Below are 22,094 nucleotides of genomic sequence, written 5' to 3' on the forward strand. Positions count from 1 at the left end.
GTGACGGACAAGCCTGTAGAAGTGGGTCCTGCCCCTTTGCCCACTCGGCGAGAAGACCTGCTGGCACAGCTTGTAGCGCCCCAAATTTGGGATTTGTTGGTGGTGGGCGGTGGTGCCACGGGCTTGGGGGTGGCTTTGCAGGCTGCCCGTGAAGGCTTGACGGTGGCGCTTTTGGAGGCCAATGACCTGGCCCAGGGAACGTCGTCACGATCGACCAAGCTGGTGCACGGTGGCGTGCGTTATTTGGCACAAGGCCATTGGCCTTTGGTGAGTGAGGCGCTTCACGAACGCCGGGCGTTGTTGGAGCGTGCGCCCCACCTGGCCCAACCGTTGGCCTTTGTCATGCCCGCTTACCGATGGGGAGAGCAGGCTTTTTATGGGGCTGGGCTCAAGCTGTATGAGTGGCTGGCGGCATCCGCCAGCCTGGGCAAAACCCGATTTTTGAATGCGCAGTCAACCCGCGAGGCAATTGCAGGCATCCGTACAGAGGGCTTGCGTGGAGGTGTTCAATATTGGGACGGTCAATTTGACGATGCCCGCCTTGCGGTGGCGCTGGCCCGAACGGCAGCCCGCGAAGGTGCTTGCGTGCTCAACCATGTGTCTGTTCAGGGCTTGATCTATGAGGGCAAGCGGGTGGCGGGGGTGCAGGCGCGTGATGCAGAGCGTGGCCTTGACTTCGAGCTGCGGGCGCAATGCGTGGTCAATGCCACGGGTGTCTGGGTGGATGGTTTGAGGCAGGCCGATGGCCGGCAGTTGGGTCAGGACTTGCCTGCCTTGGTGTCGCCTAGCCAGGGTGTCCATTTGGTGGTTGATGCGTCTTTTTGGCCCGGTGACAAAGCGCTGCTGGTGCCCCGGACCGAAGATGGCCGGGTTTTGTTTGCCGTGCCATGGCTGGGCAAGGTGTTGCTGGGCACAACAGATACCGGGCGCGAAGATGCGCCCACCGAACCCCGTCCGGCGAGTGAGGAGGTGGACTGGATCCTGCAAGAAGCAGGGCGCTATTTGGCAAAGGCTCCAAGGCGTCAGGATGTCTTGAGCGCCTGGGCTGGGCTTCGCCCCTTGGCAAGACCTGCGGCCTCATCTGCAGCTCAAAACGGCGCCACCCAAAAGGTCAGCCGAGAGCACCAAGTTGAAGTCTCGGCATCCGGCCTGGTGACTGTGACGGGCGGAAAGTGGACCACTTACAGTGCCATGGCTGAAGATGCGTTGGGCCAGGCCAGAAGTTTGGCCGGTTTGAAACCTCCCATTCGGTCGCAGGCTAAAAATTACAAACTGGTCGGGGCGCCGCTAGCAGGTGCTGAGCTTGTCGGGCTCAATCAGCCAGCTGGCTTGCATTTGTTCGGATCTGAGCAAAGCTGGCTCTGCGCGCTGCCGGGTGCAGATATCGAATTGGCCCCAGGTTTGACCGAAGCCATGGTGCGGTTTGCCGCCCGTCATGAATACGCCAGGAGCGTAGAGGATGTGTTGGCCCGACGCTCCAGGTGCCTTTTTCTGGATGCGGCATTGGCCAAAGCACTGGCCCCAAGGGTTGCCCACATCCTGAATGAGGAGTTGGGGATTGACCCGGCTTTGGCGGCCTTTGAAGCTTTGGCCGATGACTATGGGCGTTGCCCCTGAAGGCGTGATCCCATCAAACCAGGCTGTGTGACGGGTCGAAAGGGCGGAGGGAGATGACTGGCGCGGCCCTTTCGGACGCCATCATCACAAAATATTTCTCCGACTTGTTGCGCAGGCCCATTTTTTCAGACATAATCAGGGGCTTCGCTTTGCAAAAGGCGTAAGTATCTGCCCAATCTGAAGTGTTGCGAGTGGTTCGCGGCGTGAATGACGGGTCCAAGACTGATTTCTGCTTGTCGGCCAATAGGTTGGCAGGGAAGAAATACAAGTTGGGAATAAAGAAATGATCCAGACAGAATCTCGGTTGGATGTGGCCGACAACACCGGCGCCAAGTCCGTGCTGTGCATTAAGGTGCTCGGCGGGTCTAAGCGTCGCTATGCAAGTGTTGGCGACGTCATCAAGGTGAGCATCAAGGAAGCCGCTCCGCGTGGTCGCGTCAAAAAAGGCGAGATCTACAGTGCTGTGGTGGTCCGTACAGCCAAGGGCATCCGCCGTGGCGATGGCTCCCTCATCAAATTCGACGGCAATGCAGCTGTATTGCTGAATGCCAAGTTGGAGCCTATCGGCACCCGCATCTTCGGCCCGGTCACGCGCGAACTGCGTACCGAGAAGTTCATGAAGATCGTGTCCCTGGCTCCTGAAGTACTGTAAGGACGCGTCATGAACAAGATTCGCAAAGGCGACGAAGTCATCGTCATCACAGGTCGTGACAAGGGCAAGCGCGGCAAAGTGTCGTTGCGCGCCAGTGATTCGCACCTGTTGATTGAAGGTGTGAACATCGTCAAAAAACACGCTAAGCCAAACCCCATGAAGGGCACAACTGGCGGCATCATCGAAAAGGCCATGCCGATTCACCAATCCAATGTGGCCATTTTCAATGCCGCAGCGGGCAAGGCTGATCGTGTGGGCATCAAGCTGCAAGCTGACGGAAAGCGCGTTCGCGTTTACAAGTCCAGCGGCGAAGAAATCAAGGTGGCATGAGCATGGCACGTTTGCAAAAACTTTTCCGCGAGAAAATCGCTGCTGACCTGGTGACCAAATTTGGTTACAAGTCGGTCATGCAGGTCCCTCGCATCACCAAAATCACCTTGAACATGGGTGTGTCCGAGGCCGTGGCTGACAAGAAGGTCATGGACCACGCAGTCAGCGACTTGACCAAGATCGCAGGGCAAAAGCCTGTTGTGACCAAGGCCAAGAAGGCGATTGCCGGATTCAAGATCCGTGAGCAACAGCCCATTGGTTGCATGGTGACTTTGCGCGGCGTGCAGATGTATGAGTTCCTGGACCGTTTCGTGACCGTGGCTCTGCCACGCGTTCGTGACTTCCGTGGTATCTCCGGCCGTGCATTTGATGGTCGCGGCAATTACAACATTGGCGTGAAAGAGCAAATCATTTTCCCTGAGATTGAATACGACAAGGTAGATGCCTTGCGCGGACTCAACATCAGCATTACCACTACGGCCAAGTCTGACGAAGAGTGCAAAGCTCTTTTGGCGGCTTTCCGCTTCCCCTTCAAGAACTGAGGTGTCACGTGGCTAAAGTAGCTTTGATCGAGCGAGAGCTCAAGCGTGAAAAACTGGCAGCAAAGTACGCGAAAAAATACGCGGAATTTAAAGCCATCGCCAACGATGCCAAGCGCAGCGATGATGAGCGTGCTGCTGCCCGGATGGGTTTGCAAAAGCTCCCGCGCAACGCCAACCCGACTCGCCAACGCAACCGCTGTGCAATCACCGGTCGTCCACGTGGTACGTTCCGTCAATTTGGTCTGGGTCGCGCCAAGATCCGTGAATTAGCCTTCGCAGGCAATATTCCGGGCGTGACCAAGGCCAGCTGGTAATCGGCAGGAGATAACAACATGAGCATGAGTGATCCTATTGCCGATCTGTTGACCCGCATCCGTAACGCACAAATGGTTTCAAAAGCCAATGTGTTGGTTCCATCTTCCAAAGTGAAGGTGGCCATCGCTCAAGTGCTGAAAGATGAAGGCTACATTGACGGCTTCCAAGTCAAAACCGAGGACGGCAAGTCTGTTCTCGATATCGCCCTGAAGTATTATGCCGGTCGCCCAGTGATCGAGCGTATTGAGCGTGTGAGCCGTCCTGGCCTGCGCGTGTACAAAGGCCGTGACGCCATACCGCAAGTCCAAAACGGCTTGGGTGTCGCCATTGTCACCACACCCCAAGGTGTGATGACCGACCGCAAAGCGCGCGCAGCCGGTGTCGGCGGCGAAGTGCTTTGCTATGTCGCTTAAAGGCAGGAGAGACTGAATGTCCCGAGTAGGAAAAATGCCTGTGATCATCCCCGCTGGTGTGGATGTGTCGATCAAACAAGATCAAATCAGTGTGAAGGGCGCGGGTGGTCAATTGGCCACTGCATCCAACATGCTGGTCAATGTGAGCAATGAAGGTGGCAAGCTGAGCTTCGCCCCTGCCAATGACTCACGTGAAGCCAACGCCATGAGTGGCACCTTGCGTCAGCTGGTCAACAACATGGTGACTGGCGTGACCAAGGGCTTCGAAAAGAAGTTGAACCTGGTCGGTGTGGGTTACAAGGCGGCTGCGTCTGGTACCAAACTGAACCTGGCCGTTGGTTACTCACACCCTGTCAACATCGACATGCCTGCTGGCATCTCGGTGGCTACCCCGACCGCGACTGAAATCGTGATCAAAGGTGCCGACCGCCAACGTGTTGGCCAAATTGCTGCTGAGATCCGTGCTGTTCGTCCTCCTGAGCCTTACAAGGGCAAGGGCATCCGTTATTCGGATGAGAAGATCACGATCAAAGAGACTAAGAAGAAATAAGGAGCTGCATCATGTTGACCAAGAAAGAGCAGCGTCTCCGTCGTGCACGTCAAACGCGCATTCGCATTGCACAGCAAGGCGTGGCCCGTCTGACCGTGAACAGGACCAACCTGCATATCTACGCCAGCGTTATCTCTGGTTGCGGTACAAAAGTGCTGGCCACTGCTTCTACAGCAGAAGCCGAAGTGCGCACAGTTTTGGGCGCCACGGGCAAAGGCGGCAATGCCGCGGCAGCCGCAGTCATTGGCAAGCGGATTGCTGAAAAAGCAAAAGCTGCCGGCGTTGAGAAGGTCGCTTTCGACCGCGCAGGTTTCGCTTACCACGGTCGAGTCAAGGCTTTGGCCGAAGCAGCCCGTGAAGCAGGTCTGCAGTTCTAAACGGATCGGAGATACAAATGGCTAAATTTACAGCAAAACCGCAAAGTGACGGTCCTGAAGACGGTCTCCGCGAAAAGATGATCGCGGTCAACCGCGTGACCAAGGTGGTCAAGGGTGGCCGTATTCTCGGTTTCGCCGCATTGACAGTGGTCGGTGACGGTGATGGCAAAGTGGGCATGGGCAAGGGCAAGTCGAAAGAAGTGCCAGCAGCTGTGCAAAAAGCGATGGAAGAAGCCCGTCGCAACTTGGCCAAAGTCCACCTCAAGAACGGAACCATTCACCACGCAGTGCACGGGCACCACGGTGCTGCACGCGTCATGATGGCACCAGCACCCAAGGGTACCGGCATCATCGCGGGTGGTCCAATGCGTGCTGTCTTTGAAGTAGTGGGTATTACTGATATCGTGGCCAAGAGCCATGGTTCGTCCAACCCTTACAACATGGTTCGTGCCACTCTGGACGCATTGTCCAATTGCACCACAGCCTCCAACGTGGCGGCCAAACGTGGCAAGTCCGTTGAAGAGTTGTTCGGCTGAATCGGAGATCCAACATGACGACACAATCAACCGTGAAAGTCCAATTGGTTCGCAGCCCGATTGGCACCAAAGTTTCGCACCGTGCCACTGTTCGTGGTCTGGGTCTTCGCAAGGTCAACTCTGTGAGTGAACTTGAAGACACACCTGCAGTGCGCGGAATGATCAACAAGATCAGCTACCTGGTCAAAGTTCTCTAAGAGGCCGATGATGGAACTCAATAGCATCAAGCCCGCAGAAGGCTCAAAACACGCACCCCGCCGAGTCGGTCGTGGAATCGGTTCAGGTTTGGGTAAAACCGCCGGCCGTGGTCACAAAGGCCAGAAATCCCGCGCAGGTGGTTACCACAAGGTGGGCTTTGAAGGCGGTCAAATGCCTTTGCAGCGCCGTCTTCCCAAGCGTGGCTTTAAATCACACTTGCTAAAGTACAACGCTGAAATCACGCTGACAAGCTTGGCGCGCCTTGACTTGGCCGAAGTGGATGTTTTGACATTGAAGCAAGCCGGTCTGGTGTCGCAAATGGTCAAAGTGGTCAAAGTGATCAAGTCTGGTGAACTTGTCAAAGCGGTCAAACTGACCGGCATAGTCGCGACTGCGGGTGCCAAAGCAGCGATTGAAGCTGCTGGCGGCTCCGTAGCCTGAATTCACAGATAGACGAGACATAACGTGGTAACCAGCGCAAATCAGACAGCCAAAGGAGACAAGTTCGGTGACCTTCGTCGCCGGCTTATCTTTTTGTTGCTTGCGTTGGTGGTTTACCGCGCTGGTGCGCACATCCCAGTCCCAGGCATTGATCCTGAACAACTCAAGCAATTGTTCAATGGCCAGCAAGGCGGCATCCTGAGCTTGTTCAACATGTTCTCGGGTGGCGCCCTGTCGAGATTTACCGTGTTTGCCTTGGGCATCATGCCGTACATTTCTGCTTCCATCGTGATGCAATTGTTGACCTACGTGGTCCCCACCTTCGAACAGATGAAGAAAGAGGGCGAAGCAGGTCGACGCAAAATTACACAGTACACACGCCTGGGTGCACTGGCTTTGGCCGTGTTTCAGTCCCTGGGTATTGCGGTTGCATTGGAAGCTTCGGCAGGGTTGGTGATCAACCCAGGCATGGGTTTTCGCATGACTGCTGTGGTCAGCTTGACCGCGGGCACTATGTTCCTGATGTGGTTGGGTGAACAGATCACTGAGCGCGGTTTGGGCAATGGAATTTCCATACTGATCTTTGCCGGTATCGCTGCTGGCTTGCCAAGTGCACTGGGGGGCTTGTTTGAACTTGTCCGTACAGGTGCCATGAACCCATTTATTTCAATTCTGATCATCGTGGTCGTGGCCCTTGTGACCTACTTCGTGGTCTTTGTTGAACGAGGTCAGCGCAAGATACTGGTTAATTACGCGCGCCGTCAGGTGGGCAACAAGGTTTACGGTGGCCAATCTTCGCACTTGCCGCTGAAACTGAACATGGCCGGTGTGATTCCGCCAATCTTTGCGTCTTCGATCATTCTTTTGCCGGCCACTTTGATTGGTTGGTTCAGTTCGGGGACATCTGAAAGCTTTGTGGTTCGGTTCTTCAAGGATGTTGCCAATGCATTGGCACCTGGACAGCCTGTATACGTGATGTTTTACGCTGCGGCCATCATTTTCTTCTGCTTCTTTTACACAGCGTTGGTTTTCAACAGCCGTGAAACTGCAGATAACCTGAAGAAAAGTGGAGCTTTCATCCCTGGTATCCGTCCAGGTGATCAAACGGCCAAGTACATTGACAAGATTTTGTTGCGTTTGACCGCAGTGGGAGCCGCTTACATCACATTCGTGTGTTTGCTGCCTGAATTTTTGATTCTGAAATACAATGTTCCATTTTACTTTGGCGGTACATCACTGCTGATCATTGTGGTTGTGACCATGGATTTCATGGCTCAAGTACAAAATTATTTGATGTCGCAACAATACGATTCTCTTTTGAAGAAGGCCAGTTTCAAGTCTTGAGCAAACAGATGGGGCTTGTTCTCCTCTGATGCCGAAACATGATGCAGTGTTATTGGGACGAAGTTGAGTTTGGTAGAGATCCTTGCTATTTGTGCAAGGCCAATAAATTTGATCCAGTCTGATAAGGGCTGGGTGAACGATGAGTTTTAGGAGAAAACCATGAGAGTTTCTGCTTCGGTGAAGAAAATTTGCCGCAACTGCAAAGTCATTCGCCGTAAAGGCGTTGTTCGTGTGATCTGCACAGATCCACGTCACAAGCAGCGTCAAGGCTGATTGAATTAGTATTAGAGGACGAAAATGGCACGTATCGCTGGCATCAACATTCCGCCGCATAAACATGCTGAAATTGGCTTGACAGCCATTTTCGGTATTGGACGCACTCGCGCACGACAAATTTGCGAGGCATCTGGCATCGCATATTCCAAAAAGATCAAAGATCTGACGGACGCGGATCTCGAAAAAATTCGCGATCAAATCGCAGTTTTCACCATTGAAGGTGACCTGCGCCGCGAAACAACCATGAACATCAAGCGTTTGATGGACATTGGTTGCTACCGTGGTTTCCGTCACCGTCGCGGTTTGCCCATGCGCGGTCAGCGTACCCGTACCAATGCACGCACTCGCAAGGGTCCGCGCAAAGGTGCAGCGGCTCTGAAGAAATAAGCAGGATTGAGAGACCACCATGGCTAAAGCACAATCAAACAGCGCATCACAACGTGTACGCAAAAAAGTCCGCAAGAACATTGCTGACGGCATTGCACACGTTCACGCGTCTTTCAACAACACCATCATCACGATCACCGACAGACAGGGCAACGCCTTGGCGTGGGCTTCTTCGGGTGGCCAGGGTTTCAAGGGTTCGCGTAAATCGACTCCTTTTGCTGCCCAGGTTGCTTCAGAAGTTGCAGGTCGTGCGGCTCAAGAACAAGGCATCAAAAACCTTGACGTCGAAATCAAGGGTCCCGGCCCTGGTCGCGAGTCATCGGTTCGCGCCTTGGGTGCGTTGGGCATCCGCATTACATCCATCGCCGATGTGACGCCGGTACCACACAACGGCTGCCGCCCTCAAAAGCGTCGTCGTATCTAATTCAAACCAAGCCCACCGCCAGGCAATGCTTGCATCGCCTGGCTCCCGCATTTCTGATGCGGTAGTTGCATAAAGGAAAATCAAGTGGCACGCTATCTCGGCCCCAAGGCCAAACTCTCTCGCCGTGAAGGCACTGACTTGTTCCTCAAGAGCGCACGTCGCTCGATCGCGGACAAGTCCAAATTTGACACCAAGCCAGGCCAACACGGTCGTACGTCGGGTCAGCGCACCTCGGATTACGGTCTGCAGTTGCGTGAAAAGCAGAAAGTCAAACGCATGTACGGCGTGCTTGAAAAGCAATTCCGACGCTATTTTGCTGAAGCAGATCGCCGCAAGGGCAATACAGGCTCCAATTTGCTGGGATTGCTGGAATGCCGTCTCGACAATGTGGTTTACCGCATGGGTTTTGGCTCGACACGCGCTGAAGCACGTCAGATGGTTTCTCACAAAGCCATCACGGTGAACGGTCAATCTGTCAACATCCCTTCCTACCTGGTCAAGGCTGGTGACATGATCGCTGTTCGCGAAAAGTCCAAAAAGCAAAACCGTGTGGTCGAGGCTTTGCAATTGGCACTTCAAGTGGGCATGCCTGCTTGGGTTGAAGTCAATGCTGACAAAGCAGAAGGAACCTTCAAGAAGGTCCCTGATCGCGATGAATTCGCTGCTGACATCAACGAATCGTTGATCGTCGAACTGTATTCACGTTAATTCGTTGTTTCAATCGTTCCCGGTACACAAGGCATTGTGTGTCGGGTGCTTCATCTGCCTTACCGGTGTAACGAACCGGGGGTATTGAGAGGAAGTCTGAATGCAAACCAATCTGTTGAAACCCAAAGCCATCCAAGTCGAACAACTTGCACCTAACCGTGCGAAAGTTACATTGGAGCCGTTTGAACGTGGTTATGGCCACACACTCGGCAATGCATTGCGTCGCGTTTTGTTGTCTTCCATGGTGGGCTACTCCGCCACAGAAGTGACCATCGCCGGTGTCGTGCATGAGTACTCTTCCATTGACGGCATTCAAGAAGACGTCGTTAACATCTTGTTGAACCTCAAAGGTGTGGTTTTCAAGTTGCACAACCGTGATGAAGTGACGCTGAGTTTGCGCAAAGATGGCGAAGGCGCCGTGACTGCCGCTGACATTCAGACGCCGCATGACGTTGAAATCATCAACTCTGAGCACATCATTGCCAACTTGTCGCATGGCGGCAAACTGGACATGCAGATCAAGGTCGAAAAGGGCCGTGGTTATGTGCCAGGCAGCATGCGCAGGTTTGCAGACGAGCCAACCAAAGCCTTGGGCCGGATCGTTCTGGACGCATCGTTCTCGCCGGTAAAGCGGGTGAGCTACACCGTTGAAAGCGCACGTGTTGAGCAGCGCACAGACCTTGACAAGCTGGTCATTGAAATTGAAACCAACGGTGCGATCACGGCAGAAGACGCCGTACGCTCCTCTGCCAAAATTCTGGTTGAGCAACTTGCTGTGTTTGCGCAGCTTGAGGGCAGTGAGTTGTCTGCCTTCAACGAGCCTGCTCAACGTGGTGGCACAAGCAGCTTCGACCCGATTTTGTTGCGTCCTGTGGATGAGCTCGAACTCACTGTTCGTTCTGCCAATTGCCTCAAAGCAGAAAACATTTACTACATCGGCGATCTGATTCAGCGAACCGAAAACGAATTGCTGAAGACCCCTAACCTGGGTCGTAAATCGCTCAATGAGATCAAGGAAGTTCTCGCTTCCCGCGGTTTGACTTTGGGCATGAAGCTCGAAGCTTGGCCTCCAGCAGGTCTGGAAAAGCGTTAACATCAAATTCCCGGATAACTCCGGTGTGTGCACGGGCAGTACCTGATACGGCTGTCTGTTTAATAAAGAAAGGTAAGCACCATGCGTCACGGACACGGCCTCCGTAAGTTGAACCGCACCAGCGAGCACCGTCTCGCTATGTTGCGCAACATGATGAACTCGCTCATCGAGCACGAAGTCATCAAAACAACACTCCCCAAAGCCAAAGAGTTGCGTCGCGTCATTGAGCCGATGATCACCTTGGCCAAAGAAGACAATCTGTCGAACAAACGCTTGGCATTCAACCGCCTGCGTGACCGCGACAGCGTCGTCAAATTATTTGCCGATCTGGGCCCACGTTTTGCTAAGCGCCCTGGTGGTTACACACGTATTTTGAAAATGGGTTACCGTGTTGGCGACAACGCACCCATGGCCTTGGTTGAATTGGTTGATCGTGCAGAAACTTCTGCCGAACAAGCTGCAGATTAAGATACAATGTAAATATACCGCGGGGTGGAGCAGTCTGGTAGCTCGTTGGGCTCATAACCCAAAGGTCGTTGGTTCAAATCCGGCCCCCGCAACCAGAAAATTTCAACTTTGGTTGGAAACAAAAAACCCTCTTCGGAGGGTTTTTTTGTTTGCAGGATTGCCGCCAGCCAGTTTAAAGTGAAAGTCGAGCAATCAAGCCCTTGAGTGCGCAGACAGTTGTGGCCTCTCTGATCTGCTGACGATTGCCATCAAAGTGATGGATCTCAGCCGTCACAAGTCCATTGATGCACCATGCCAACCAGACAGTTCCGACTGGTTTGTCAGGCGTTCCACCGCTGGGGCCCGCCACGCCTGTGACAGCCACTGAAACGAGAGATTTGGAACGGTATACAGCCCCCAGCACCATCGCTCGCGCTACAGACTCGCTAACAGCACCATTGGCCTCCAGCAATTCATTGGACACACCCAGCATTTGGGTTTTAGCATCATTGGAGTAAGTCACAAATCCACGGTCAAACCACACACTGGAGCCTGCCAAGTCGGTACATCGGGCCGCAATCAAACCACCGGTGCAGCTTTCGGCTGTTGCGAGCATCCAATTCAAACGGGTTAATTGATGTGCAAGCTGCATAGTCAAATCAGGGATCAAAGCCACCTCCACAAAGCAATGGTCATCAGTGTGCAAAAAGCCGCAACGAGATCATCCCAGATGATGCCCCAGCCACCACGCCAGCCAAAGCCTTTGAAAAGTTGATCAGCCCGCCCGACAGGCCCGGGTTTGACGATGTCAAAAAAACGGAACATGGCAAATGCGGTCAGTTGTCCCCAAAAACCTGTGGGCATGATCAAAAAGAAAATCAACCAAATGGCGATCACTTCGTCCCACACAATGGCGCCGGGATCGCTGACGCCCATGTCTTGCGCTGTCACGGTGCAGGCCCACCAGCCCAGCAAAAGTCCCAGGGCAATCAAAGCGGCTTGTGCAGGCAAAGAGAGGTAGTTTTGAATCACAAGCCACGAAGCCCAGCCCCACAAGCTACCTATGGTGCCAGGTGCTTTGCGTGCCAAGCCAGACCCCAGTCCAAGCGCGATGGCATGCGCCGGATGCGACAGCATGAATTTGGCCGTGGGTCTGATGGACCGAATGACGGGATCGGCTTCAGAAGAGGCGGTCATCTTCAGGCAAAGTGGTCAAAGGAGCGAAATGCAGTCGTGACAGCTTGGCCCTTGGCATCCAGCAAAGACAAAGTTCGTGTTGGCGTGATGCGGCCGATGCGTGTGACGCGCGTGCCGCAAGCATGGGCAGCGGCGTGAACCTGCTCAGAAGACGCAACAGGTGCGGTAAAAATCAATTCGTAATCATCCCCGCCTGACATCACGCAAGTCATGGCCAAATTAAGGGGGCAAGACCACTGGTCAGCGGTTTGCATCAGTGTTGCCGCGATGTGCGTGTCAATTTCAGCACCGACTTGACTGGCTTTGAGGATGTGACCCAAGTCACCGAGCAGGCCGTCGCTGACGTCAGCCATGGCGTGGGCAATGCCGCGAAGCGACTGACCCAGCGAAACACGGGGTGTTGGGCATTCCATGCGAAGCCTCGCCGCATCCAACACGGCCTGAGGCAAGCTGACCGTGCCACGAAAGGCTTCAAGGGCCAAGCGGGCGTCGCCCAAATGGCCACTGACATACAAGTCGTCCCCTGCTAGGGCACCGCTGCGCAATATGGATTGTCCTTGGGGAACTTCCCCCATCACCGTGATGGCAATGTTCAAAGGACCTTGCGTGGTGTCACCACCTATCAATTCGCATGCATGGGCATCTGCCAACTGGAAAAGCCCTTCGGTAAAGCCGGACAGCCAATGGACATCGGCATGGGGCAAAGACAAGGACAGAAGGAAGGCTTGGGGGACGGCACCGCATGCGGCCAAGTCACTCAAATTCACAGCCAGTGCTTTGTGACCAAGATGATGAGGGGCAACTGTGGATAAAAAATGACGACCCTCAACCAGCATGTCGGCCGAAAATGCCAACTGGTAGCCGGCCCGTGGTGACCAAACGGCGCAGTCGTCGCCAATGCCAACGTCCGCCCGTTGTGGAGGTCGTTTGAAAAACCGTTCGATCAGGTCAAATTCACCCATGGTCATCAGCTTAACCGCAAGAAAGCGATGCCCTTAATGCAGTGTGCGGCCCGTCAGTCCGGAATTGGAGGATTCGAGCACAAAAGGTTCAATGGGCACATCAAATTTGTGCCCATCTTCGGCCACGAAAAAGTAGCTGCCGCGCATGGTGCCACTGGGCGCGCGAAGACGGCAACCGCTTGAGTACTGAAATGACTCGCCTGGCCGCAGCAAGGGTTGCTGGCCCACAACGCCAAGGCCATTGACTTCATCGGTGTGCCCGCGCTCATCCTGAATCACCCATTGGCGGGAGATCAGCTGTGCGGGCACGGTTCCCATGTTGGTCACAGTGACGGTATAAGCAAAAGCAAAAATCTCTTGCAGCGGGTTGCTCTGGTCTGCCACGTATTGGGGCAGCACTTCAATTTGAACGGCGTATGCAGACATTCCTATATGTTAACTGCGACAATTCGAGTATGACAACGACCTTTCGAATTGCCCCTTCCATCCTCTCGGCTGACTTCGCCCGCTTGGGCGAAGAAGTCAAAAGCGTCATCGACGCCGGTGCCGACTGGATCCACTTCGATGTGATGGACAACCATTACGTGCCCAACCTCACTTTTGGTCCGATGGTTTGCCAAGCCCTCAAACCTCATGCCAAAACCGCAGCGGGTGTGGCTGTACCGATCGATGTACACCTGATGATTTCTCCTGTTGATGCATTGGCCGCCGCCTTTGCCGAAGCTGGCGCAGACCTCATCAGTTTTCACCCCGATGCCAGTGGGCATGTCCACCGGAGCATTCAAGCCATCAAGAGCAAAGGCGTGCAGGCCGGCCTTGTGTTCAATCCGGCTGAAACATTGGATGTGCTGGCGTGGACCATCGATGAGATTGACTTGATCCTCATCATGAGCGTCAACCCCGGCTTTGGCGGCCAGAGTTTCATCGACTCGGCCCTGCGCAAAATCGAGCAAGCGCGCAAGTTGATTGAAGCCAGTGGGCGTGATATCCGCCTTGAGGTTGATGGTGGCATCAAGGTCGACAACATTCGCCGTGTGGCCTATGCAGGCGCCGACACCTTCGTGGCCGGCAGTGCCATTTTTGGCAAACCCGATTACAAAAGGGTGATCGACCAGATGCGCTTGGCTTTGGGCTGAAAAAATGCCGGCCATCGCCCAAGACCTGACCCGAATCGAGGCCGTTATTTTTGACCTGGACGGCACCATGGTGCACACACTGGGTGATTTCCAGGTGGCCTTGCACCGAACCATGGCCGACTTGGGCCTGCCGCCAGTGTCGGATGCCCTGATTGAAGAGACCATCGGCAAGGGCTCGGAGCACCTGATTCGCACCCTGCTGGCCCATCAGCGAACCAGAGCCGAGGCTCGAAGGGTGGGGCAAGAATTAACGGCGTGGTCTGTAGACGCTTTGTTCGAACAGGCGTGGCAGGCTTACCAAGGCCATTACCTTCAGGTCAACGGGCAGTTTTCAAGCGTTTACCCAGGGGTACTTCCGGCTTTGCAGGCATTGTCTGTACAAGGCATGCCCATGGCCTGCCTGACCAACAAACCGCTGTCGTTTGCCCGTGCGCTGCTGAAAGAAAAATCGCTGGACCATTTTTTTGGCCCTGTATTTGGCGGGGACAGTTTCGAGCGCAAAAAACCTGACCCATTGCCAATTCTCAAAACCTGTGAAGCCCTGGGTATTCCCGTAGCCAGAACCTTGATGGTTGGCGACTCCAGCAATGATGCCCAAGCCGCTCACGCGGCGGGTTGCCCTGTGGTGCTGGTGACATACGGCTACAACCACGGCCAGCCTGTACAGGGTACGCCCGCTGCCGCGTGGCTGGATTCCCTGGCGGTTCTGCCGTACCGCTTGAGGGCCGCCCCCCATTGATCAAATGCAAGGCCGCTCCAGAAACAGCCCCTCGGCTTTGCTACACTCGAACCATCATGTTCATCGTCCACAGTAACTCCTGCGCAGCCTACCTGCCGAGCCTCACCGGCCGGGGAGCCTGGCCCTGGCGTCAGCCAGCCTGACCCCTACGCTGTGCGGCATTGCCGCAACCCGCACCCAGCATTGGCTGGGCACCTGGATGAATGAAAAGCACCTCGCCTGAGGTCGCTGAGCTTTTTGGAGGCTCTTGCCCGTGATCACCGAACTTGAATTCAAAAGCCTGGCCAGCCAAGGCTACAACCGCATACCCCTCATGCTGGAGGCCTTTGCGGACCTGGAAACCCCCTTGTCACTTTATTTGAAGCTGGCACACACCAAAGACAATGGCAAGTTCAGCTTCTTGCTGGAGTCTGTTGTGGGTGGCGAGCGTTTTGGCCGATACAGCTTTATCGGCTTGCCTGCGCGTACGCTGCTGAGGGCCAGCGGATTTGGTTCTGACGCCAAGACTGAAGTGGTGTGTGATGGCATGGTGATCGAGACCGCAACAGGCAATCCGCTGGACTTCATTGAACAGTATCAAAAGCGTTTCAAAGTTGCCCTGCGTCCGGGCTTGCCACGTTTTTGCGGCGGTTTGGCGGGCTATTTCGGTTACGACGCGGTGCGCTATATCGAGAAAAAACTCGAAAAATCCTGTCCACTGGACACTTTGGGAACCCCCGACATCCTGCTGTTGCAATGCGAAGAATTGGCGGTGATCGACAACTTGTCGGGCAAGCTGTATTTGATTGTTTATGCCGACCCCGCCACGCCTGAAGCCTATGTGAGCGCCAAAAAACGCCTGCGAGACCTCAAGGAGCAGTTGAGGTATTCGGTCAGTGCCCCGGTGGTCAAACCCACCCAGTCATACCCCGCCGAACGTGACTTTGCAAAAGCCGATTACATCGCTGCTGTCGAGCGTGCCAAAGAACTGATCGCGGGAGGTGATTTCATGCAGGTGCAGGTGGGCCAGCGCATCAAAAAGCGCTACACCGAGAGCCCCTTGTCCTTGTACCGTGCGCTGCGTTCGCTCAACCCCAGCCCCTACATGTATTTCTACAACTTTGGAGATTTCCATGTGGTGGGCGCCAGCCCGGAAATTCTGGTTCGTCAGGAGCAAACGGAACAGGGTGCCAAAGTCATCATTCGCCCCTTGGCTGGAACGCGACCCCGAGGCGCCACCCCCGAATTAGACAAAGCAGCAGAGCACGAGCTGATCAATGACCCGAAAGAGCGGGCTGAGCATGTGATGTTGATCGACTTGGCACGCAACGACATTGGCCGCATTGCAACAATCGGATCGGTCAAGGTGACCGAGGCTTTTGTGGTCGAGCGCTACAGCCATGTCATGCACATCGTGAGCAATGTCGAGGGCGTACTGAAAGAGGGCATGACCAACATGGATGTGCTCAAGGCCACTTTCCCTGCGGGCACGCTGACGGGCGCACCCAAGGTCCATGCCATGGAGTTGATCGACCAGTTCGAGCCCGTCAAGCGCGGTATTTATGGGGGGGCCTGCGGCTACATCAGCTATGCCGGTGACATGGATGTGGCCATTGCCATTCGCACGGCCGTCATCAAGGACCAGACCTTGTATGTTCAGGCGGCAGCTGGTGTCGTGGCCGATTCAGTGCCCGAGATGGAGTGGCGAGAAACCGAACACAAGGCGCGCGCCTTGTTGCGGGCAAGCGAGTTGGTCGAAGAAGGCCTGGAGTGAAGTCATGAAAAAAATCAAACTCCTCATGATCGACAACTACGACTCCTTCACCTTCAACATCGTTCAGTACTTTGGCGAACTCGGCGCAGAGGTCGAGGTTTTTCGCAATGATGAAATCACCCTCGAAGGCATCGATGCACGCAGCCCTGACCGGCTGGTGATTTCGCCAGGCCCTTGTTCCCCTGCTCAGGCTGGCATTTCGGTGGCCGCCATTCAGCATTTCGCGGGCAAGATGCCCATTTTGGGCATTTGTTTGGGGCATCAAAGCATAGGCGCCGCATTTGGTGGAAAGATCGTGCGCGCCAAAGAGCTGATGCATGGCAAGACCAGTCTGATCACGACCACACAAGAGGGCGTATTTTCGGATTTGCCGAAGCAATTTACCGTCAACCGTTACCACTCCCTGGCGATTGATGCGGCCACTTGCCCACCCTGCCTGAAAGTCACGGCCTGGACAGAAGATGGTGAGATCATGGGTGTTCGCCATAAGGAGCTTGACATTGAGGGCGTGCAGTTTCACCCGGAATCCATCCTGACCGAGCATGGGCACGCCATGCTCAATAACTTTCTATCACGACCATGATCATTGACCTGCGCAGCGATACGGTCACGCAGCCCACGGCGGCGATGCGTGATGCCATGCTGAAAGCCCCATTGGGCGATGATGTATTTGGCGATGACCCTACGGTCAATGCCTTGCAAGAACGCATTGCGCAAATCACAGGCAAAGAGTTTGCGTTGTTCATGCCCTCCGGAACGCAGAGCAATCTGTGCGCCCTGATGGCGCATTGCGAACGCGGTGACGAATACATCGTTGGACAAAACGCGCACACCTACCGCTACGAAGGCGGGGGCGCCGCTGTGCTGGGCAGCATTCAGCCGCAACCGCTGGCACAAAACACCTCGGGCGAAATGGCGCTGGCCGACATCGCTGCCGCCATCAAACCGGTGGATTGTCACTTTGCACGCACCCGTTTGCTGGCTCTTGAAAACACCTGGAATGGTCACCCCATGTCACAGGCCTATCTCGCGCAAGCGACAGGTTTGGCCAGGCAACATGGCCTGGCTACGCACTTCGACGGCGCCCGTCTGTTCAACGCCGCCGTGGCACAAGCCCAAGGAGGCACTGTGGCCGACAGCGTGCGCCGGATCGTGGACCACTTTGACAGCGTTTCCGTGTGTTTCAGCAAGGGTTTGGGTGCGCCTGTCGGTTCTGCCTTGTGCGGTAGCAAAGAGCTGATCGCGAAGGCGCTGCGTTGGCGCAAAGTATTGGGTGGTGGCTTGCGTCAGTCCGGCATTCTGGCGGCAGCTGCTTTGCATGCGCTGGACCACCATGTGGACCGTCTGGCGGACGATCACGCATTGGCCCAGCGCTTGGCCCAAGGGTTGCTCGGCATTGAAGGACTGAGCGTGCGGTCGGTTCAAACCAATATTGTTTTTGTGGATGTGGCCGATGACCGTGGTCCTGCGTTGCTGAGCGACTTGAAAGCCCACGGTGTTCTGGCCACCGGATTGATCGGTCTGCGCTTTGTGACCCACATGGGTGTGGATGCCGAAGGGATTGACCATGCACTGGTGTGCATTCGCCGCCACATGGGCAGTCAATCCACTGAGGCTTCACGTGCTCAAGGGGCTTTCGGTGTTTACTGATCGTTGCAAGCCATGCCAGAAGCCCAGCAAATCCTGATGTTCATGTTGGCCGGTGTGCTGCTGAACCTCACGCCCGGCCCTGACGTAATTTTCATCGTCAGCCAGTCGTTGCGTGGGGGCGCTCGCTTGGGTCTGGTGGCTGCGTGGGGCATCACCGCAGGTTGTTTTGTGCATGTGGCGATTGCCGCTTGTGGTTTGGGCGCTTTGCTGGCCAGTTCTGCGTCAGCATTCAATTTGATCAAATGGCTGGGCGCTGCTTATCTGATGTGGATGGGCGTGCGTTTGTTGAAGACCACTGCACTCACCGCTGGTGAGGGCTGGACTGAAAACCCCGTTTCGCAGACTGGCGCTGCAAGCGACAACAGTCCAAACTCGAGAGCAGTTTTTTTCAAGGCGTTTGCCACCAATGCACTGAACCCTAAGGTCGCGCTGTTTTTCCTGGCATTTGTGCCGCAATTCATACCTGCCAACTCCCCAGATCCTGCCTGGACATTTGTGCTTCTGGGCTGCCTGTTTAATTTCAATGGCTTGCTGATATGTATGGCCTGGGCGCTGGCCGCGTCCTGGCTGTCGCAACGAGCAAGCGCGCTGCAGCTTGGACTGCGCAAGCTGGACAGTCTGGCGGGTCTTATGTTTGTCGGTTTTGGTCTCAAGCTGGCCATGACCGACGCACCCGTGCATTGATGCCCTGAAAAAATTGCTTATTTGTAAGGAAGACGCCCATGCCCATTACCCCTCAGGAAGCCCTCCAACGTACCATTGAGCACCGTGAAATTTTTCATGACGAGATGCTGAAAATCATGCGCATGATCATGAATGGCGAGCTGACTCCCGTCATGACGGCCGCACTCATCACCGGCTTGCGTGTGAAAAAAGAAACCATCGGCGAGATCACCGCTGCAGCGCAGGTCATGCGCGAGTTTTCTACCAAGGTGCATGTGGCTGACCCCACCCATTTGGTGGACATTGTGGGCACGGGTGGAGATGGTGCCCACACCTTCAACATCTCGACCTGCGCCATGTTTGTGGCCGCTGCAGCGGGCGCCAAAACCGCCAAACACGGTGGCCGCAGTGTCAGCAGCAAATCAGGCAGTGCCGATGTGGTGGAGGCGTTGGGGGGCAACATCCATCTCTCTCCAGAGCAAATTGCGCGGTCCATAGAAGAAGTCGGGATCGGCTTCATGTTCGCGCCCAACCACCACCCCGCCATGAAAAACGTCGCACCAGTGCGCAAGGAACTGGGCGTCAGGACCATCTTCAACATCTTGGGGCCACTGACCAACCCAGCCAGCGCCCCCAACATCCTGATGGGGGTTTTCCACTCCGATTTGGTGGGCATTCAGGTGCGTGCTTTGCAGCGTTTGGGGGCCGAGCATGCCGTGGTCGTTTATGGCCGCGATGGCATGGACGAAATCAGTCTGGGGGCAGCCACTTTGGTGGGTGAACTCAAGAACGGCCAGATCACAGAATACGAAATTCACCCTGAAGATTTTGGTTTGTCCATGGCGAGCAACCGCACCTTGAAGGTGGATACGCCTGAGCAGTCGATGGCCATGCTGCGGGGTGTGCTGGACAATGAGCCCGGGGCTGCGCGAGACATTGTCATGATCAATGCAGGCGCCGCCTTGTATGCAGCCAATGTCGCCAGCAGCATGGTAGATGGTCTTGCGCGTGCGCGATTGGCCATTGAATCAGGTGCTGCCAAAGCCAAGCTGGCCCAGTTTGTGGCTTTTGGTCGCACGGCAGTTTGAGCCATGTTTTGTGGCGGCAGGGCGTGCGCTGCAAAGAAGAGTGGGTTGAGTGACGAAAAACGGGGCCACGGAGCCCAAACAGGAAAAATACATGAGTGACATTCTTGACGAAATTGTGGCGGTCAAACGTGAGGAGGTTGCGGCCGCCTTGGCCAAGAAGTCCTTGGCTGCTGTCCGTGCCGATGCTGAGAGCCGCGTTTTGACCCGGGACTTTGAAGGTGCCTTGCGCGCCAAGATTTCAGCTGGGCAAGCTGCTGTGATCGCCGAGATCAAAAAGGCCAGCCCATCCAAAGGTGTTCTGCGTGCAGAGTTCATTCCGGCGGACATCGCGCAAAGCTATGCCGAATATGGCGCTGCCTGCTTGTCTGTGTTGACGGACAAGCAGTTTTTTCAGGGCAGCATTGATTTCCTCAAACAAGCACGCGCCAGTTGCGATTTGCCTGTGCTGCGCAAAGACTTCATGATCGACACCTACCAGGTCTATGAATCCCGAGCAATGGGTACAGATGCCATTTTGCTGATTGCAGCCTGCCTGGACGATGCGCAGATGGCCGACATGGAGGCCGTGGCCCGCAGTCTGGACATGGCGGTGCTGGTGGAGGTGCATGACCGCGAAGAGCTGTCGCGCGCCCTGAAGTTAAAAACCCGCTTGGTGGGCATCAACAACCGGAATCTGAAAACCTTTGAGGTGTCCTTACAGACCACTCTCGACATGCTGCCCGATGTGCCCACCGATCGGCTTTTGGTGACAGAAAGCGGCATTCAGACGGCGGACGATGTCAAACGCATGCGTGATGCCAAGGTCAACGCCTTTTTGGTGGGTGAGGCTTTCATGCGTGCAGCCGAGCCCGGTGAGGCCTTGGCCCAACTCTTTGCCTGACGATGCCCCGCGCAGCTGCCCAGCAGAACCTTGGTTTTGAGGATGCGCCCACGGGCGCTGATTTTTTGAAAAGGTGGCCGCCAGACCTGCAAGGCTTGGACGTTGGTTGGGCGACCTTGGTTCATGATTTTCTGGCCTCTCCGGAAGGGCAGTCCTTGTCGGCTCGTTTGCTTAATGCACTGGCAGAAGGTCAAACCATTTATCCGCCGGAGCCATTCAGGGCATTGTTCCTGACCCCGTTGCCAAAAGTGCGCGCAGTGATTCTTGGGCAAGACCCCTACCATGGTTCGGGCCAGGCGGAAGGCTTGGCTTTTTCAGTGGCACCCGGCGTGCGACTGCCCCCCAGCTTGCGCAATATTTTCAAGGAATTGCAGAGCAGTCTGGGCCTGGCGACGCCGACCCAAGGGTCTTTGGTGCATTGGGCCAAGCAGGGGGTGTTGCTTCTGAACACGTGTTTGACCGTGGAATCGGGGCGGCCTGCCAGCCATGCCCGGTGGGGTTGGGAGGTGTTGACCGATGCGCTGGTCACTGCCGTGGCCAAAAATTCGCAGCCTGTCGTGTTCATGCTATGGGGCGCCCATGCGCAAGCCAAAAAGAACTTGATTGAAGCGGCTGATGGCCAAAAGAGGCATTTGATTTTGCAGGCGAATCACCCATCCCCGCTGTCAGCCATGCGCCCGCCAAAGCCATTTCTGGGCTGCGGCCACTTTGTTCAGGCCGCAGATTTTTGGTCACGCCACGGAGAAAAAGCCATCAATTGGTGAAAAGTCGTTGCCAAACTTGCGGCGTGTCACAAAAGGATGGCATAATCTGAGTCTCGCTTATGGAGGGGTGCCCGAGTGGCTAAAGGGGGCAGACTGTAAATCTGTTGGCTTACGCCTACACTGGTTCGAATCCAGTCTCCTCCACCAGCAAACTGACTTATATCGTTTGATTCATGGAAATGGTTTCCAAGCATTGGCATTGCATCCACTCGTGCAATGCAGGCAATGCGGGAGTAGTTTAATGGTAGAACCTTAGCCTTCCAAGCTAATGACACGGGTTCGATTCCCGTTTCCCGCTCCAGTCATTCGGTTGAGTTTGTAAGAAGATTTCGCCCTTGTGGCTCAGTGGTAGAGCACTCCCTTGGTAAGGGAGAGGTCGCGGGTCCGATTCCCGCCAAGGGCACCAGTTCCGGGACGCGCATCTGATTTGGCGCGCCCACTGTCTTGGTTGTTGACCCCTACTTTTCGGAGTTGAAGATATGGCAAAAGAAAAATTCGAACGGACCAAACCTCACGTCAACGTGGGCACCATCGGTCACGTTGACCACGGTAAAACCACACTGACAGCTGCCATCACCACCGTGTTGGCCGCCAAGTTCGGTGGTTCGGCCA

Annotated in this window: 32 protein-coding genes and 4 tRNA genes; 32 read left to right on the forward strand and 4 right to left on the reverse strand. The window is 55.2% G+C overall.

Annotated features, from left to right (window positions below; genetic code table 11):
- The 19 genes from B9Z45_RS07155 (at nucleotide 1) to B9Z45_RS07250 (ending at nucleotide 10,766) form a co-directional block, all read left to right on the forward strand.
- Complete coding sequence (locus tag B9Z45_RS07155; protein ID WP_233252112.1) at nucleotides 1–1,617, forward strand: glycerol-3-phosphate dehydrogenase/oxidase; 1,617 nt, start codon at nucleotides 1–3, stop codon at nucleotides 1,615–1,617.
- 283 nt (nucleotides 1,618–1,900) lie between these two features.
- Complete coding sequence (gene rplN / locus B9Z45_RS07165) at nucleotides 1,901–2,269, forward strand: 50S ribosomal protein L14 (protein ID WP_108406540.1); 369 nt, start codon at nucleotides 1,901–1,903, stop codon at nucleotides 2,267–2,269.
- A gap of 9 nt (nucleotides 2,270–2,278) precedes the next feature.
- On the forward strand, nucleotides 2,279–2,599 hold the full coding sequence (gene rplX / locus B9Z45_RS07170) for a 50S ribosomal protein L24 (protein WP_108406541.1): 321 nt from the start codon (nucleotides 2,279–2,281) through the stop codon (nucleotides 2,597–2,599).
- A 2-nt stretch (nucleotides 2,600–2,601) separates the two neighbouring features.
- A complete protein-coding gene (gene rplE / locus B9Z45_RS07175; protein ID WP_108406574.1) occupies nucleotides 2,602–3,141 on the forward strand; it encodes a 50S ribosomal protein L5 in 540 nt (179 codons plus the stop codon).
- Between the two features lie 8 nt (nucleotides 3,142–3,149).
- On the forward strand, nucleotides 3,150–3,455 hold the full coding sequence (gene rpsN / locus B9Z45_RS07180) for a 30S ribosomal protein S14 (protein ID WP_108406542.1): 306 nt from the start codon (nucleotides 3,150–3,152) through the stop codon (nucleotides 3,453–3,455).
- 18 nt (nucleotides 3,456–3,473) lie between these two features.
- Complete coding sequence (rpsH, locus tag B9Z45_RS07185; RefSeq protein WP_108406543.1) at nucleotides 3,474–3,869, forward strand: 30S ribosomal protein S8; 396 nt, start codon at nucleotides 3,474–3,476, stop codon at nucleotides 3,867–3,869.
- 16 nt (nucleotides 3,870–3,885) lie between these two features.
- Nucleotides 3,886–4,419 carry a 50S ribosomal protein L6 gene (gene rplF, locus B9Z45_RS07190; RefSeq protein WP_108406544.1) on the forward strand — a complete coding sequence of 178 codons (534 nt, stop codon included), beginning with the start codon at nucleotides 3,886–3,888 and terminating at the stop codon, nucleotides 4,417–4,419.
- Nucleotides 4,420–4,430: 11 nt separating this feature from the next.
- Nucleotides 4,431–4,796 (forward strand): 50S ribosomal protein L18, encoded by a 366-nt coding sequence (gene rplR / locus B9Z45_RS07195; RefSeq protein WP_108406545.1) that lies wholly within the window; start codon nucleotides 4,431–4,433, stop codon nucleotides 4,794–4,796.
- A gap of 17 nt (nucleotides 4,797–4,813) precedes the next feature.
- Nucleotides 4,814–5,332 carry a 30S ribosomal protein S5 gene (rpsE, locus tag B9Z45_RS07200; RefSeq protein ID WP_019429274.1) on the forward strand — a complete coding sequence of 173 codons (519 nt, stop codon included), beginning with the start codon at nucleotides 4,814–4,816 and terminating at the stop codon, nucleotides 5,330–5,332.
- A gap of 14 nt (nucleotides 5,333–5,346) precedes the next feature.
- A complete protein-coding gene (rpmD, locus tag B9Z45_RS07205) occupies nucleotides 5,347–5,529 on the forward strand; it encodes a 50S ribosomal protein L30 (protein WP_108406546.1) in 183 nt (60 codons plus the stop codon).
- Nucleotides 5,530–5,539: 10 nt separating this feature from the next.
- Nucleotides 5,540–5,971, forward strand: a complete 432-nt coding sequence (gene rplO, locus B9Z45_RS07210; protein ID WP_108406575.1) for a 50S ribosomal protein L15 — start codon at nucleotides 5,540–5,542, stop codon at nucleotides 5,969–5,971.
- Nucleotides 5,972–5,995: 24 nt separating this feature from the next.
- Entirely contained in the window at nucleotides 5,996–7,315 is a 1,320-nt protein-coding gene (gene secY / locus B9Z45_RS07215; protein ID WP_108406547.1) for a preprotein translocase subunit SecY, read from the forward strand.
- A gap of 159 nt (nucleotides 7,316–7,474) precedes the next feature.
- On the forward strand, nucleotides 7,475–7,588 hold the full coding sequence (rpmJ, locus tag B9Z45_RS07220; protein WP_028820150.1) for a 50S ribosomal protein L36: 114 nt from the start codon (nucleotides 7,475–7,477) through the stop codon (nucleotides 7,586–7,588).
- A 24-nt stretch (nucleotides 7,589–7,612) separates the two neighbouring features.
- On the forward strand, nucleotides 7,613–7,978 hold the full coding sequence (rpsM, locus tag B9Z45_RS07225) for a 30S ribosomal protein S13 (protein ID WP_019429278.1): 366 nt from the start codon (nucleotides 7,613–7,615) through the stop codon (nucleotides 7,976–7,978).
- A 19-nt stretch (nucleotides 7,979–7,997) separates the two neighbouring features.
- A complete protein-coding gene (gene rpsK, locus B9Z45_RS07230; RefSeq protein ID WP_108406548.1) occupies nucleotides 7,998–8,402 on the forward strand; it encodes a 30S ribosomal protein S11 in 405 nt (134 codons plus the stop codon).
- Between the two features lie 84 nt (nucleotides 8,403–8,486).
- Nucleotides 8,487–9,110 carry a 30S ribosomal protein S4 gene (gene rpsD / locus B9Z45_RS07235; protein WP_108406549.1) on the forward strand — a complete coding sequence of 208 codons (624 nt, stop codon included), beginning with the start codon at nucleotides 8,487–8,489 and terminating at the stop codon, nucleotides 9,108–9,110.
- A gap of 100 nt (nucleotides 9,111–9,210) precedes the next feature.
- Nucleotides 9,211–10,203: a DNA-directed RNA polymerase subunit alpha gene (rpoA, locus tag B9Z45_RS07240; RefSeq protein ID WP_108406550.1), complete on the forward strand. Its 993-nt coding sequence runs from the start codon at nucleotides 9,211–9,213 to the stop codon at nucleotides 10,201–10,203.
- Nucleotides 10,204–10,284: 81 nt separating this feature from the next.
- Nucleotides 10,285–10,671: a 50S ribosomal protein L17 gene (gene rplQ / locus B9Z45_RS07245; RefSeq protein ID WP_108406551.1), complete on the forward strand. Its 387-nt coding sequence runs from the start codon at nucleotides 10,285–10,287 to the stop codon at nucleotides 10,669–10,671.
- Between the two features lie 18 nt (nucleotides 10,672–10,689).
- Nucleotides 10,690–10,766, forward strand: a tRNA-Met gene (locus B9Z45_RS07250).
- A 77-nt stretch (nucleotides 10,767–10,843) separates the two neighbouring features.
- Here the strand turns inward: B9Z45_RS07250 and B9Z45_RS07255 are convergent.
- Genes B9Z45_RS07255 through apaG form a run of 4 tightly spaced genes read right to left on the reverse strand, consistent with a single transcriptional unit; the run spans nucleotide 10,844 to nucleotide 13,235 of the window.
- Nucleotides 10,844–11,302 (reverse strand): CinA family protein, encoded by a 459-nt coding sequence (locus B9Z45_RS07255; RefSeq protein ID WP_108406576.1) that lies wholly within the window; start codon nucleotides 11,300–11,302, stop codon nucleotides 10,844–10,846.
- Between the two features lie 14 nt (nucleotides 11,303–11,316).
- A complete protein-coding gene (locus B9Z45_RS07260) occupies nucleotides 11,317–11,847 on the reverse strand; it encodes a phosphatidylglycerophosphatase A (RefSeq protein WP_233252113.1) in 531 nt (176 codons plus the stop codon).
- A 2-nt stretch (nucleotides 11,848–11,849) separates the two neighbouring features.
- A complete protein-coding gene (thiL, locus tag B9Z45_RS07265) occupies nucleotides 11,850–12,809 on the reverse strand; it encodes a thiamine-phosphate kinase (protein WP_108406578.1) in 960 nt (319 codons plus the stop codon).
- A 33-nt stretch (nucleotides 12,810–12,842) separates the two neighbouring features.
- A complete protein-coding gene (apaG, locus tag B9Z45_RS07270) occupies nucleotides 12,843–13,235 on the reverse strand; it encodes a Co2+/Mg2+ efflux protein ApaG (RefSeq protein ID WP_108406552.1) in 393 nt (130 codons plus the stop codon).
- Between the two features lie 29 nt (nucleotides 13,236–13,264).
- Here apaG and rpe point away from each other — a divergent pair, with 29 nt between their 5' ends.
- From rpe to B9Z45_RS07335, 13 genes are all read left to right on the forward strand, one after another.
- Nucleotides 13,265–13,945, forward strand: a complete 681-nt coding sequence (gene rpe, locus B9Z45_RS07275) for a ribulose-phosphate 3-epimerase (protein WP_108406553.1) — start codon at nucleotides 13,265–13,267, stop codon at nucleotides 13,943–13,945.
- Nucleotides 13,946–13,949: 4 nt separating this feature from the next.
- Complete coding sequence (gene gph, locus B9Z45_RS07280; protein WP_108406554.1) at nucleotides 13,950–14,684, forward strand: phosphoglycolate phosphatase; 735 nt, start codon at nucleotides 13,950–13,952, stop codon at nucleotides 14,682–14,684.
- Between the two features lie 253 nt (nucleotides 14,685–14,937).
- Nucleotides 14,938–16,437: an anthranilate synthase component I gene (gene trpE / locus B9Z45_RS07285; RefSeq protein ID WP_108406555.1), complete on the forward strand. Its 1,500-nt coding sequence runs from the start codon at nucleotides 14,938–14,940 to the stop codon at nucleotides 16,435–16,437.
- A gap of 4 nt (nucleotides 16,438–16,441) precedes the next feature.
- Entirely contained in the window at nucleotides 16,442–17,020 is a 579-nt protein-coding gene (locus B9Z45_RS07290) for an aminodeoxychorismate/anthranilate synthase component II (protein WP_108406556.1), read from the forward strand.
- A complete protein-coding gene (gene ltaE / locus B9Z45_RS07295) occupies nucleotides 17,017–18,087 on the forward strand; it encodes a low-specificity L-threonine aldolase (RefSeq protein ID WP_108406557.1) in 1,071 nt (356 codons plus the stop codon). Before B9Z45_RS07290 ends, ltaE begins: the two co-directional genes overlap by 4 nt.
- A 12-nt stretch (nucleotides 18,088–18,099) precedes the next feature.
- Nucleotides 18,100–18,771 (forward strand): LysE family translocator, encoded by a 672-nt coding sequence (locus B9Z45_RS07300; RefSeq protein WP_108406558.1) that lies wholly within the window; start codon nucleotides 18,100–18,102, stop codon nucleotides 18,769–18,771.
- 38 nt (nucleotides 18,772–18,809) lie between these two features.
- Nucleotides 18,810–19,838 carry an anthranilate phosphoribosyltransferase gene (trpD, locus tag B9Z45_RS07305; protein ID WP_108406559.1) on the forward strand — a complete coding sequence of 343 codons (1,029 nt, stop codon included), beginning with the start codon at nucleotides 18,810–18,812 and terminating at the stop codon, nucleotides 19,836–19,838.
- 91 nt (nucleotides 19,839–19,929) lie between these two features.
- Entirely contained in the window at nucleotides 19,930–20,718 is a 789-nt protein-coding gene (gene trpC / locus B9Z45_RS07310; RefSeq protein WP_108406579.1) for an indole-3-glycerol phosphate synthase TrpC, read from the forward strand.
- A gap of 2 nt (nucleotides 20,719–20,720) precedes the next feature.
- Entirely contained in the window at nucleotides 20,721–21,482 is a 762-nt protein-coding gene (locus tag B9Z45_RS07315; protein WP_108406560.1) for a uracil-DNA glycosylase, read from the forward strand.
- A 61-nt stretch (nucleotides 21,483–21,543) separates the two neighbouring features.
- Nucleotides 21,544–21,629: transfer RNA gene (locus B9Z45_RS07320), tRNA-Tyr, on the forward strand.
- An 80-nt stretch (nucleotides 21,630–21,709) separates the two neighbouring features.
- Nucleotides 21,710–21,783: transfer RNA gene (locus B9Z45_RS07325), tRNA-Gly, on the forward strand.
- Nucleotides 21,784–21,813: 30 nt separating this feature from the next.
- Nucleotides 21,814–21,888: transfer RNA gene (locus B9Z45_RS07330), tRNA-Thr, on the forward strand.
- Between the two features lie 73 nt (nucleotides 21,889–21,961).
- Nucleotides 21,962–22,094, forward strand: a 133-nt coding sequence (locus B9Z45_RS07335; RefSeq protein ID WP_233252117.1) for a GTP-binding protein, incomplete at its 3' end; no start/stop codon positions are given.

The sequence above is a fragment of the Limnohabitans sp. 2KL-17 genome (assembly GCF_003063415.1).
In the GTDB taxonomy this organism is placed as follows: Bacteria; Pseudomonadota; Gammaproteobacteria; order Burkholderiales; family Burkholderiaceae_C; genus Limnohabitans_A.

Excerpts from the sequence above, each read along its gene's own strand:
- rplN (WP_108406540.1), top strand. The coding sequence starts at position 1,901 with ATGATCCAGACAGAATCTCGGTTGGATGTGGCCGACAACACCGGCGCC.
- rplX (WP_108406541.1), top strand. The coding sequence starts at position 2,279 with ATGAACAAGATTCGCAAAGGCGACGAAGTCATCGTCATCACAGGTCGT.
- rplE (WP_108406574.1), top strand. The coding sequence starts at position 2,602 with ATGGCACGTTTGCAAAAACTTTTCCGCGAGAAAATCGCTGCTGACCTG.
- rpsH (WP_108406543.1), top strand. The coding sequence starts at position 3,474 with ATGAGCATGAGTGATCCTATTGCCGATCTGTTGACCCGCATCCGTAAC.
- rplF (WP_108406544.1), top strand. The coding sequence starts at position 3,886 with ATGTCCCGAGTAGGAAAAATGCCTGTGATCATCCCCGCTGGTGTGGAT.
- rplR (WP_108406545.1), top strand. The coding sequence starts at position 4,431 with ATGTTGACCAAGAAAGAGCAGCGTCTCCGTCGTGCACGTCAAACGCGC.
- rpsE (WP_019429274.1), top strand. The coding sequence starts at position 4,814 with ATGGCTAAATTTACAGCAAAACCGCAAAGTGACGGTCCTGAAGACGGT.
- rpmD (WP_108406546.1), top strand. The coding sequence starts at position 5,347 with ATGACGACACAATCAACCGTGAAAGTCCAATTGGTTCGCAGCCCGATT.
- rplO (WP_108406575.1), top strand. The coding sequence starts at position 5,540 with ATGGAACTCAATAGCATCAAGCCCGCAGAAGGCTCAAAACACGCACCC.
- rpmJ (WP_028820150.1), top strand. The coding sequence starts at position 7,475 with ATGAGAGTTTCTGCTTCGGTGAAGAAAATTTGCCGCAACTGCAAAGTC.
- rpsM (WP_019429278.1), top strand. The coding sequence starts at position 7,613 with ATGGCACGTATCGCTGGCATCAACATTCCGCCGCATAAACATGCTGAA.
- rpsK (WP_108406548.1), top strand. The coding sequence starts at position 7,998 with ATGGCTAAAGCACAATCAAACAGCGCATCACAACGTGTACGCAAAAAA.
- rpoA (WP_108406550.1), top strand. The coding sequence starts at position 9,211 with ATGCAAACCAATCTGTTGAAACCCAAAGCCATCCAAGTCGAACAACTT.
- rplQ (WP_108406551.1), top strand. The coding sequence starts at position 10,285 with ATGCGTCACGGACACGGCCTCCGTAAGTTGAACCGCACCAGCGAGCAC.
- B9Z45_RS07255 (WP_108406576.1), bottom strand. The coding sequence starts at position 11,302 with ATGCAGCTTGCACATCAATTAACCCGTTTGAATTGGATGCTCGCAACA.
- B9Z45_RS07260 (WP_233252113.1), bottom strand. The coding sequence starts at position 11,847 with ATGACCGCCTCTTCTGAAGCCGATCCCGTCATTCGGTCCATCAGACCC.
- thiL (WP_108406578.1), bottom strand. The coding sequence starts at position 12,809 with ATGGGTGAATTTGACCTGATCGAACGGTTTTTCAAACGACCTCCACAA.
- apaG (WP_108406552.1), bottom strand. The coding sequence starts at position 13,235 with ATGTCTGCATACGCCGTTCAAATTGAAGTGCTGCCCCAATACGTGGCA.
- rpe (WP_108406553.1), top strand. The coding sequence starts at position 13,265 with ATGACAACGACCTTTCGAATTGCCCCTTCCATCCTCTCGGCTGACTTC.
- gph (WP_108406554.1), top strand. The coding sequence starts at position 13,950 with ATGCCGGCCATCGCCCAAGACCTGACCCGAATCGAGGCCGTTATTTTT.
- B9Z45_RS07290 (WP_108406556.1), top strand. The coding sequence starts at position 16,442 with ATGAAAAAAATCAAACTCCTCATGATCGACAACTACGACTCCTTCACC.
- ltaE (WP_108406557.1), top strand. The coding sequence starts at position 17,017 with ATGATCATTGACCTGCGCAGCGATACGGTCACGCAGCCCACGGCGGCG.
- B9Z45_RS07300 (WP_108406558.1), top strand. The coding sequence starts at position 18,100 with ATGCCAGAAGCCCAGCAAATCCTGATGTTCATGTTGGCCGGTGTGCTG.
- trpD (WP_108406559.1), top strand. The coding sequence starts at position 18,810 with ATGCCCATTACCCCTCAGGAAGCCCTCCAACGTACCATTGAGCACCGT.
- trpC (WP_108406579.1), top strand. The coding sequence starts at position 19,930 with ATGAGTGACATTCTTGACGAAATTGTGGCGGTCAAACGTGAGGAGGTT.
- B9Z45_RS07315 (WP_108406560.1), top strand. The coding sequence starts at position 20,721 with ATGCCCCGCGCAGCTGCCCAGCAGAACCTTGGTTTTGAGGATGCGCCC.